The sequence below is a fragment of the Rhizobium sp. NZLR11 genome, assembly GCF_019685115.1.
GTDB lineage: Bacteria > Pseudomonadota > Alphaproteobacteria > Rhizobiales > Rhizobiaceae > Rhizobium.
In genome coordinates this window covers 630,021-639,516 of record NZ_JABDWD010000001.1, presented here as the reverse complement: position 1 = coordinate 639,516, position 9,496 = coordinate 630,021, and the positions used below count along the sequence as shown (strand labels likewise).

The window sequence follows — 9,496 nt, the reverse complement described above, 5'->3', positions numbered from 1 at the left end:
GTATCCTCCACTCCCAATTGTTCCGGCTTTGAGCCGGAAACTACAGCTACGCATTTGATCCTTTTAGACAAAGCACCCGAGAGTGATGCGAAGCGCGATACCGACCAGTCCAGCCGCGATCGCCGGCGGGGTCGAGCGTGCAATTTTCGGGCCTGCTGATAGAAGAATTACTACCGAGACAAGGTTCAGCGAGTGAACAAGAAACCCCATCGCGGCATCGCTTGCCAGAGGTGAGGTCGCGAGCGCGCTCGCTCCGAGCTTTTCGTAGAAGCCAACCAGGGCGGTGGTGCCTGCAATGTACGCGACAAAGGAAGGTGACCTGCCACTGAACTTTCATCCAGCTGCGATTAGAGCCTCGGGGGTTTTGAATACGCCAAGTGGCGCGGTGTGAGCAACCGGCGGAAACGCGAAGCTTTCATCTTGCGCAGCGTTGGAGCCGGTTGCGGCGATGGTTTCGGCATAGCTTGCCGGGGTCTGGTATCCGAGCGATGAGTGTGGCCGGAAATGATTGTAATCGTCGGCCCATTCAGCGATGGCACTGCGGGCATGATCGAGGCCGAAGAACAGGCTTTCGTTGAGCAGCTCGTCGCGCATCCGGCCGTTGAAGCTCTCGACATAACCGTTTTGCATTGGCTTTCCCGGCGCGATGTAGTGCCACTCGACCTTGTGATCCTTCGACCAGGCAAGGATGGCATTCGAGGTGAATTCCGTGCCGTTGTCGGAGACGATCATTCCCGGTTTGCCGCGCCGTTCGATGAGGGTCGTCAGTTCGCGAGCGACGCGACGACCGGAGATCGAGGTGTCCGGGATCGCCGCCAGGCATTCGCGCGTCACATCATCGACGACATTGAGGATGCGAAAGCGTCTGCCGCAAGCAAACTGGTCATGCACGAAGTCCAGCGACCAGCGGGCATTGGCCTTCGCTTCGACCAGGATCGGTGCACGCGTGCCGACAGCACGCCGCCTGGCTTTGCGCTTGCGAACGGAAAGTCCTTCCTCGCGGTAGAGCCGGTAGATGCGATTGACCCCGGACGGTTCTCCGTCCCGCCGAAGCAGGACGAACAGTCGCCGATAGCCGAAACGCCGCCGCTCATTGGCGAGGTCGCGCAGCTTCGCCCGCAATTCTACCTCCGGCGGTCGACTTGACCGATAACGCACCGACTTACGGTCGGCGGATATGATCTGGCAGGCCCGCCGCTCCGAAAGACCCATGACGGCCTTCAGATGCATGACGCCTTCACGCTTGGCGGCAGGCCCTACCATTTTTTTGCAAGAAGCTCGCGGAGCGCGGCTGCATCAAGCATCTGTTCGGCCAGTAGCTTCTTCAGCCTGGCGTTCTCGTCCTCAAGCGCCTTCAGCCGCTTCGCCTCGGACACCTCCATGCCGCCGTATTTGGCCTTCCAATTATAAAACGTCGCTTCTGAAATTCCGTGTCTGCGGCAGAGGTCAGCCGCCTTTGCGCCAGCCTCCTGCTCACGCAGCACACCGATGATCTGCTCTTCTGTAAATCTCTGCTTCTTCATTCGTCCGTCCTTCGTAAGGCCGGACTCTAATCAATTCTGGAAGAAATTCGCAGTGGCAGGTCAAGAGGTGTCTGCTGAAGACGCTCTCCTGACGCGTCTCTCCATTGAAACCGTCCCAAGACTCCAGCGGGAATATTTGCGGGCTACCCTGACACCCCAGGATGAAGGCACGGCGATAGATGTTGCTGCCTATGTTTGGTCTAAGGCTTTTGATCGGTGGGATGTCGAAGGTATATTCGATGGAACTTTTTCGTGGCTTCACGCGCCAATTAAGGACGAAGTGACAGTCACCAGAGAACTGATTGAACTGTGGCAGTTTTCGCCGTTTATACCTTACTATCTCGAGGTAACCGAGATTCCCGACTGCGCAAACAAAAGCGTGCTGCTTCCCAGCTGTTACTAGCTTTGCCGAGGGGCGCAAAGGGAGGTCATGTTCTTACCGAAAAACTGGTGCTGCCGAGTGGGATTGAACCACCGACCTCACCCTTACCAAGGTAAGCAGACGATCCATAATTTAGCCTTTCTTTCCAAAGCGATAGCCCTTGCGCTTTTCGGGCTGTGCCAGAATATTGCCAATTTTCCCACTTTGACGATCAAATTTCTCTGCCAGCGCCCTGCCGGCATCCTTGCTGTGGACATAGGTTTCCAAGAACAGCTTGGCCGATTTCCAGCCACCCGCATCCATCGCAGCCTTGATGTCAGCTCCCTCGACTGACATGGCATTTGTCCCGAACGAATGACGGCCGGCCGAGTGCGTCGATCGCCTCGTTATCCCGGCGCGCTCACAGACCTTCGCCATACGGCGATTGACCGAAGCCCTTTCGGTATAGCTGAATACCCTCTCCCCCTCCTGCAGCCCAAGTCCTACGATCCTGGCGACGAGTTCGCTTGTCAGGTGGCGGACTGACCATTCTTCCGTCTTCGTCTTTGCCAGAACCGCAATGCGCTCTCCAAGATCGACATGCTCGCCCAGAAGGTTAATAGCCTCAGAAACGCGCGCGGCTGTCTGGTGCATAAACAGAACGCAAGCCGCAAGATGCGGTAAGCCGTCCTTGTCGGCCTGCGCCAGAAATGCATCGAGCCAAACGCGATCCACCGGCTTATGCTTGTTTGATTTCGGGACATCGAACATCTTCACTTTCAGCGGGCCGCACCAACCTAGGTCGTGCGCGTGGTTGACGACGGCGCGGGCCGGGATCACAGCCTGGCGGTTCCTTGTCGCAGCTGAATGCCTCGGATAGATCGATAGAGCCATGTTGCGGATCTCGGCCGGCTTTATCGTGCCGATCGCGCGACCCTTGAAATATTTGATGATGGGCGCAAGATAACGCGCCTCGCCGCCCTGCTTCATGTAGCTGGTCGCGGCCTCTTCGAAGAGCCTTACGGCTTCCTCGCCATAGGTATGACGTTTCCACGCCTTTGCCTGGAGGTGCGCGAGGAGTTCACTGGCGGTTTTCTTGTCGCGAGTGCCAAGGCTTCGGCGTATGCGCTTTCCTCCGATACTGCCATAGGCATACCAGATGCCGTCGCGTTCTTTGAGTTCGAGGTCGGACATGACAGGGATTCTCTCAGAAGAGCTATATGCTCGGGGTAGAAGACTTTCCGCGCGCCGCGCCGCTCATAGTGCTTGTGCAGCTTGAGAACGTCAACGAGGTAGCGACGGGAGACGCCGAGTAGCATAGCGGCTCCATCCATATCCACAGGGGCGATCTTCTGCGCCCACTCAGGCAACTTTGCCACGGCTAGCGCCCCTTCCATAGGAATTTGCCCAATCGTTCAGAACGAACTCGATATCTTCTGCTGTCAGGGGTCGTTCGAAATCATCTGTCTCGTCGATGAAATCTTCGAAGCATTCGATAAGTTCATCGACTTCGTCAGCATGGGTGAACCACTCGTTGCGGATTCGGTGCTTCCGAAGCAACCGGTGCAATATCCGCTCGGCCTGCGGCGTCGATCTGAAGCCGGAATAGGCCAGCAGATGAACATGATTGCCGGTCTGCAGAACTTCCATCCTGCGGCCGAGGTGTTTGGTAAAGCCGATTTTCACGGTTTCTTGATCTGGGTTGGTGACAAAATATACCGTGCCGAACTTCTTGGCGCGGTGTTCCGCCTCCATGGTGGCGATCTCTACGGATTTGACGATTGCTGAACGCGTCATGTCCCGCCCTCCCGTTCCGTGGTGACGGGTGAGGCGAGGGCGGCGCGCTGCTGGCGGGCAGCCGCAAGCGCAGTGCCCATGTCAGGGAAATGACGAATTCTCGTGTCATAGCTGACGGTGAATTCCTCGATGCCCACAGCAAATACTGGCACACCCGACGCCAGCGCAGCGCCAAGCTCGACCCAGCCGCCCTTCAGAACGTCCTCTGGCTCGCGGTATAGGATAAGCACCTGCGCCGCCGAGGCCTCCGCGATGCACCGCCGCCACAGATCCGCCAAGTCGCTGCTTTCGCCGGCACCGGCCTCATCGATCCATGTCGATATGATCGGTTCACCGAGGTGACGCAGGATACGCCATCTCTCAGCGTGCTTTGTCTTGCTGGCGATGTAGATCCCCTGCCTGTCAGATCCAATCTCCCTAAGATAAGCCCCTATCGCCTTCCTCAGGACAGCCGGAGTGATATTGCCATCCCAGGCGCTGCATTCTCTCCATGCTGCGGAGAGGGCTCGTTCGTGGGCGTCGGTGGGTGTGGTCATGATCTTGCCCTTCCACCGTTTTCCAGAGCCCTCAGGACATCATCCACCAGACGAGTGCACATGCCTCGCTGGCGTGGTGACAGACTATCCCAGAAGTCGATGGACCCGCCGCGCTGGGCTGCGTATTCGTCTGCCCACAGCGCCATTGCCAAGCGGGCCTCGGCATGAGGGTTAAGGTTCTGCTCCCGATTATCCTTCATGCCTTATTCTCCATGTCTGGACATTCGCCGGATTTGGACACAGCTTCGCCGGTCCTCGTATCGATCACGGTACCGTCGAATTTGCGCCGGAAACGCTTATTGAAGCCGCAGGACGGTTTCTTGATCCCGAGATAATTCTTCTCGACGCGCTTGGCCTTGGCGATGCGCTTGACATCGATGGCTGTCTTCGGAGTGTGGCAGCATTCGACCCCGAGGAGCTTGCCGTCGTCTACCGTGAGCTTGGCGCTCTTGTCGATCTGCAGGCCGTCCGGTATCGTATGATCGACATGCCAAGGTTTCTTGCCGAGGACGAGACCGCAGCCTTCGCAGACGAAGCCGAGCCTCATGTCGAAGGCGCGCTTGACGATGCCGTTATAGACCTCGTTGGTGAATTCACGTCGAGCCATTGGCATTCCCCCTCAGCGCCTGCGTCATAAACGCCTGCCTCGCCTTCCTGATTTCATTCACCCGGGAATGGCGGCGGGAGGCTTCCTCCTCTGCCATGTCGAAGGATCTCATTTCGGGGAGGGCCTGATATATCTTGCGTCTGGTCTTCCAGGACTGGTATTCGCGGAATACGCGGCGGATGAGGCGGTCGAAGCTGGTCATGCTGCATCTCCAAACACTTGCTCGGGAGCGATCCCGTAATTCGTTGCGATGAAGCGCAGCCCATGATCGAGGAACGTCGAAAACTCCTCTTCGGTCATGCTGGCGAACGATATGCTGCGAGGCACCATCACTGTCATGCCCTTGATGCTGACGGGCGACGTGTAGCCGGTGCAAAGCTTCACCGTCTCGTGAAGAGCTTCCGCGGTTGGGGCGGCTTCCGTCGCCTTCACGACCTCATGCAGGAACGACCACCAGAACCGCAGCCGCTTCGGGCTCCTGCCGGTGCTGAGCGTCACCTTGATGCGTTCGCCGGCCGGGAACTCGGCTATCCGGTCCCGATCGAGCTGCATCTCTCCGATCAGCTTATCGCCCGAGCGTAGCAAATAAATCGGGGGTGCTTCGGTCTTCGCCATCGTCAGCCCGCCGCCATAGAGGACTGCATGGCCTCGCGATCGGATACGGAGCCGGGAAACGAATCCCCTTCAGCTGGCGGCGGTGCAAACTTCGCCTTCAGCTCATCCTTCTTGTCGATGAAGCGCTTCTTGTTGCCGTCGTCGAAGACGAGAATGGTTCTGGCGTTGTCCTTCCAGAACAGTTCAAGGCCGCGACCGGAAGAGATGGCTTCCATCTCGCTCCATAGGCTTTCCATCGCGGGGCTCGGAGGAACAGGAGCGGCTGGCTGCTTCTGAGGGGCAGGGCGCGGGCTGCGGACGAGCGACCACGGATCGACCGTCCAGCCCTTCCAGTGCTTCTTGCCGTTGGACTCGTATGTCTCGCAGGGAACCCACGGCGATACGATGCTGTAGAGGTATCGGCCGATACCCCACTTGACGGCGGCGCGCTTCAGAGCATCGGAAATAGCGCCCTTCTCGGCCTCAACATCGCTGTCGCCAGCGCCGTCAGCCTTCGTCACCCATTCGCCGTCGATCCGGATGGAGAGATAGCAAATCGTGCGGGTGCCATGGAACTCGTAACGGTCCTGCCAGTTCTCGGAGCCGCAAACGTCGTCAAGCCGGTCCATAACGTCACGGGCGTCGATGTAGGCGAGCGCCATAGCTTTGGCGCCGTCCTTCGTCATCGACTGCGCACGCCAGCTTATGGCGTCACGCGGGAACTCGGCAAACAACTGCTTCAGTTCTTCGGTTGTAGGCATCAGATCACCCTTTCCTCGATTACTTCAAAACCGGCGATCGAGCGGACGCCGCTACGGACTGCCTTGTCGGCCTGGTCTTGGATCCACGTCATCAGCTCTTCGTTGCGATCGAGCCAAACCCATTTCGCTGCAAGCTGACGATCAACCATGACGGCGCGATGCACAGTCCGGAGTCCGGTTGCCCGCCCGTCGCCCTTGGCGTGAGCGCGGACCTTCTCAGCGGCGGTAGCAGCGGCCTCGGCCTGCTTGGCCTCCAGCACCAGGCGCTCGGCTTCCTCACGGCTTTGGAGATTGGCGGCGTCTCTGGCGCGCATGGCGGCAAGAGCTTCCTCCTGCTTGCGTGCGGCCTCCTCTCGGGCTATCCGAGCGGCTTCCTGCTGCTGCCGATCCAGTTCGACCAGATACGGCTTCAGAGCGGCGTTGCAGGCTTCCTCGGCTTTGAGAGCAATGCCGGTGACAGACTTGTTGTTGCCGATCAGCTCATTGTAGCGAGCCTGGATCTCGTCAATCTTCTGCTTGTGAGGCGTGCTTTCGAGTACACGCTGCGTTTCGGCCGCCTTGATCGAATCCTTGATTCGTGCCTTCAGCGTGTTCAGCGCGTCGGCCTGTTCCTGCGTCTTGACCGGTTCGCCGTCGAGCCACAGACGGGCCTCGTCATACAGATCGGTGATGTTGATCTTGACGGCTTCGAAGGCGGTCAACTCGACTGGTGGCGCATTGTTTCCGATGACGGCGCGCGGATTTTCTGCTAGACTTGCCATCTTATGCGGCCTCCTGCTTCGGCGCGTGACGGCGCTGGTAATCTTCGTTGATGAGGGCTCGGCTTGCGTAAAAGGCGGCATCTTCGTCTCGGCTTCCTGCCCATTTCAAAAGCATCTTCCGGCGCTCAGGATTGGACATGCGAGCTTCGCGCCGGTAGTCGCGGGCGTCTTTCTTGGCCGTCAGAGCAAGGGCGCCATATTCAGCGGGAGACATGAACGTTCTCTTGATTTACGAGGGCCTGAGTTCTGAGCTGTTCGTTCCAAGCCCCCATGGACGCGAGTGTCAGCAATCCGAAGACTGCCACGGCGAGGATGAGAGTGACCGCCTTGTTGAGGGCTCCGATCAGTCGGGTGTGCTCGGTCAAGGCTACGGCTTCGCTGCGCTTGTGATCGGCTATGCGGGTGGAGAGGTCTGTCATGACCGGCCCTCAGCCTTGGCGATGGCCGCCCGAGCTTCTTCGACCCACCCGCTAGGCTCAATAAGTGAGTGCTTAAGAGCAGCAAGAAGATCAGGAGCGGCGGCGATCAGTCGGGCATCAGCTTCATTTCTGACGCTGGTAACGGTCCACGAAACCTTCGCGAACCACATGCCATCCCCAACAAACGAATGAGTTTTCGTAAGTCTGTTGTAGGACGATTTCCACGGCCCCGGCGTGTGCCCGCTCATACCCGTTCCCCCATGTCAGCGCCTCTCACGAGAGCGGATGCAAGCGCAGGAACCTCGCCGCGATAGTCAGGAGCCGTCTCGCTCTTGAGATCTGCGATTGCCCGCCCCCAGTAGGCTGTTTCCCGCTGGGCCTTGATGAGGGTGGATCTGGCGATGGCCAGCTTTTCCTCGTATGCATCGAGAAGGAATTGATCGCGTTCTCTGGTGGTCATGCTGCATCCTCAATCTGTTCGTCGATCGCGGCCTTTGCCTCTTCCAGAGAGGCGGATGATCCGCAGCGGTTGTCGTTGCCGTCAGGGGCGCCGTCGTAGTCGTCGTGCCACCAGTCCCAATCGACGCCGCATGAGGCCGGGATGGGCTTGGGATTGAAGCTGATCCAGTAGCCACGGTGTGAGATCCGATCGGTCATTGCCGTTACTCCGCCGCCAACTGGAAATGCGCCTCAAGGCGGGCGCGCTCGTTGTGGCCGGGTGCCCAGCGCTGGAACCTGAAGACCTCGCCGCCGTGCTTGTCGGCGTCCTCGTTGGCCTCGTCCTCGCAATCGTAGGCAAAGGCTGCTTCCGCATCGGTCGTCCACTCGCAGCGGATATCGAGGTAAAGCGCCGTGCCGTGCGATACGTTCTGGACGTTGAAGCGTGTTTCGATTGCCATCGTCTCGTCCTCTTCAGGCCGTGGGTGGTGGGTGGGTTGATCAGGCTGCTATCGGGCCGCCGCCGTCTTCCTTGGACTTGCCGTCAACCACGCTCTCAATGGTGCTGGCGACCGACTCCATGACGGCGCGGACGAAATGAACCTGCCCGCGTTCGTTGGCCGGATAGGCTTCAGGAAGCCATATGCGGATCATGCGTGCCGCCAAGCGAAGTTCTTCGTCGGTGTCGGTGGTGAACTCGGCTCGCGGCATAAGGCGCTGCGCCAGATCGAAAGCCTCGTCTCTGGTGAGGCTGATCGTTGCCTGCGTGCTGCCGTCGTTGACGAACATGCAGATCCAATCGCCATCGGACCAAACTCGTGTTTCCTTCGTCATCGTCTCGTCCCTCGTTGTGCTTGTGTGAAGCGGTGAACTGCTTTTGAAATCGCCTCGACGGGGAGGCGATGCCGAAGGCGTTCAGCGCTCCCAGTAAGGTTGGGTGAGGCAGTCGGTGTCAGCGGGCGTATCGATGTCCCGATAGAACTCCGTTTCCTCGGCGATCCAGTCGTCGATGCTCACCCGGCAACGAGCGGCGCTTTCGAAATATCCGTCCTTCCGCCAGAAGAAGCCGTCTTCGTCGCGTTCGATCTTTTCGCCTTTGTACTTTTCAACCAGCGTTGCCATTTCCTTGCTCCTCTGCCGGCGGGGCTTCTTCGTTCGCCGTTTCGTTAAGGCAGATCCCGTTTCTCTGAGCCGGTTTGGCTAGTCAGTCGTGATCTGCTTACCGGCTTAATGTTGCATATCTTGCAACTGACTTCAACCCCTCGGTCAAAGAAAAGTTGAAGATCTTGCAACTCGGCTGTTGCACGTAAGGGGGAGACAGGCGTATAAACGCGAAAACCCAGCCGGATCAGGGCTGGGCTTCAGAGGTCTGGTTAAGTGAAGTCGGCGGCGGGCCTCGCCACGTGAGTGTGGTAAATGTATACCGTTGGGTGCGCAGAATTACAACCCCCACTCCGAACGACCGAAGGGGGTGCGCCGTGGCTCTACCAGGAGCGACGAAAAAGTGCGGTCAAGGTCTGTCGCTGGTGTCGAGCAGATCGGAAGGGGTGACGGGCGGCTCCGGCGGTCAAGATCACTACCGGCATAGGGGCTAACCTCGCTTTTCATTAGCGGGGCTTAGTCCTCCTATGTTCGGAGTTCGGGGCTCACCATCGGTCATGACCTACCTAAAAGATAAATCTCTATAAAGCTTTGAAGC

Annotated in this window: 17 protein-coding genes; 1 reads left to right on the top strand and 16 read right to left on the bottom strand. The window is 58.6% G+C overall.

Annotated features, from left to right (window positions below; translation table 11 throughout):
- Positions 1–333 precede the first annotated feature (333 nt).
- Positions 334–1,523 (bottom strand): IS3 family transposase gene (locus HJB83_RS03165; RefSeq protein ID WP_207582029.1). Its coding sequence is split into 2 segments (ribosomal slippage): positions 334–1,271 and positions 1,271–1,523, totalling 1,191 coding nucleotides; the frame shifts between segments, so codons are not numbered across the junction.
- Positions 1,524–1,575: 52 nt separating this feature from the next.
- On the opposite strand from HJB83_RS03165, the gene HJB83_RS03160 reads away from it, so the two are divergent.
- On the top strand, positions 1,576–1,926 hold the full coding sequence (locus HJB83_RS03160) for a hypothetical protein (RefSeq protein ID WP_221131289.1): 351 nt from the start codon (positions 1,576–1,578) through the stop codon (positions 1,924–1,926).
- Between the two features lie 111 nt (positions 1,927–2,037).
- Here the strand turns inward: HJB83_RS03160 and HJB83_RS03155 are convergent, their stop codons facing one another.
- The 15 genes from HJB83_RS03155 to HJB83_RS03085 all read right to left on the bottom strand — a co-directional run bounded on the left by HJB83_RS03155 (position 2,038) and on the right by HJB83_RS03085 (position 8,919).
- Positions 2,038–3,078: a tyrosine-type recombinase/integrase gene (locus HJB83_RS03155; RefSeq protein ID WP_221159413.1), complete on the bottom strand. Its 1,041-nt coding sequence runs from the start codon at positions 3,076–3,078 to the stop codon at positions 2,038–2,040.
- Between the two features lie 168 nt (positions 3,079–3,246).
- Positions 3,247–3,681, bottom strand: a complete 435-nt coding sequence (locus HJB83_RS03150; RefSeq protein ID WP_221159412.1) for a GIY-YIG nuclease family protein — start codon at positions 3,679–3,681, stop codon at positions 3,247–3,249.
- Entirely contained in the window at positions 3,678–4,217 is a 540-nt protein-coding gene (locus HJB83_RS03145; protein WP_221159411.1) for a hypothetical protein, read from the bottom strand. The genes HJB83_RS03150 and HJB83_RS03145 overlap by 4 nt, the downstream gene beginning before the upstream one ends.
- 196 nt (positions 4,218–4,413) lie before the next feature.
- Positions 4,414–4,824, bottom strand: coding sequence for a hypothetical protein (locus HJB83_RS03140; RefSeq protein ID WP_221159410.1), 411 nt, complete (start codon positions 4,822–4,824; stop codon positions 4,414–4,416).
- Complete coding sequence (locus HJB83_RS03135; protein ID WP_221159409.1) at positions 4,811–5,026, bottom strand: hypothetical protein; 216 nt, start codon at positions 5,024–5,026, stop codon at positions 4,811–4,813. The genes HJB83_RS03140 and HJB83_RS03135 overlap by 14 nt, the downstream gene beginning before the upstream one ends.
- Entirely contained in the window at positions 5,023–5,439 is a 417-nt protein-coding gene (locus HJB83_RS03130) for a hypothetical protein (RefSeq protein ID WP_221159408.1), read from the bottom strand. Before HJB83_RS03130 ends, HJB83_RS03135 begins: the two co-directional genes overlap by 4 nt.
- A 2-nt stretch (positions 5,440–5,441) precedes the next feature.
- On the bottom strand, positions 5,442–6,179 hold the full coding sequence (locus HJB83_RS03125; protein WP_221159407.1) for a Rad52/Rad22 family DNA repair protein: 738 nt from the start codon (positions 6,177–6,179) through the stop codon (positions 5,442–5,444).
- Positions 6,179–6,940: a hypothetical protein gene (locus tag HJB83_RS03120; RefSeq protein ID WP_221159406.1), complete on the bottom strand. Its 762-nt coding sequence runs from the start codon at positions 6,938–6,940 to the stop codon at positions 6,179–6,181. The genes HJB83_RS03125 and HJB83_RS03120 overlap by 1 nt, the downstream gene beginning before the upstream one ends.
- Before the next feature lies 1 nt (position 6,941).
- Complete coding sequence (locus tag HJB83_RS03115) at positions 6,942–7,154, bottom strand: hypothetical protein (protein ID WP_221159405.1); 213 nt, start codon at positions 7,152–7,154, stop codon at positions 6,942–6,944.
- Positions 7,141–7,359 carry a hypothetical protein gene (locus HJB83_RS03110; RefSeq protein ID WP_221159404.1) on the bottom strand — a complete coding sequence of 73 codons (219 nt, stop codon included), beginning with the start codon at positions 7,357–7,359 and terminating at the stop codon, positions 7,141–7,143. Before HJB83_RS03110 ends, HJB83_RS03115 begins: the two co-directional genes overlap by 14 nt.
- A gap of 244 nt (positions 7,360–7,603) precedes the next feature.
- The gene (locus tag HJB83_RS03105) at positions 7,604–7,819 is read right to left on the bottom strand and encodes a hypothetical protein (protein ID WP_221159403.1); all 216 of its coding nucleotides are present in this window, start codon (positions 7,817–7,819) and stop codon (positions 7,604–7,606) included.
- Positions 7,816–8,016, bottom strand: a complete 201-nt coding sequence (locus HJB83_RS03100) for a hypothetical protein (RefSeq protein WP_221159402.1) — start codon at positions 8,014–8,016, stop codon at positions 7,816–7,818. The genes HJB83_RS03105 and HJB83_RS03100 overlap by 4 nt, the downstream gene beginning before the upstream one ends.
- A 5-nt stretch (positions 8,017–8,021) precedes the next feature.
- Positions 8,022–8,258 (bottom strand): hypothetical protein, encoded by a 237-nt coding sequence (locus tag HJB83_RS03095; protein WP_221159401.1) that lies wholly within the window; start codon positions 8,256–8,258, stop codon positions 8,022–8,024.
- A 40-nt stretch (positions 8,259–8,298) separates the two neighbouring features.
- Positions 8,299–8,586: a hypothetical protein gene (locus HJB83_RS03090; RefSeq protein ID WP_221159400.1), complete on the bottom strand. Its 288-nt coding sequence runs from the start codon at positions 8,584–8,586 to the stop codon at positions 8,299–8,301.
- Positions 8,587–8,712: 126 nt separating this feature from the next.
- A complete protein-coding gene (locus tag HJB83_RS03085) occupies positions 8,713–8,919 on the bottom strand; it encodes a hypothetical protein (RefSeq protein ID WP_221159399.1) in 207 nt (68 codons plus the stop codon).
- Positions 8,920–9,496 lie beyond the last annotated feature (577 nt).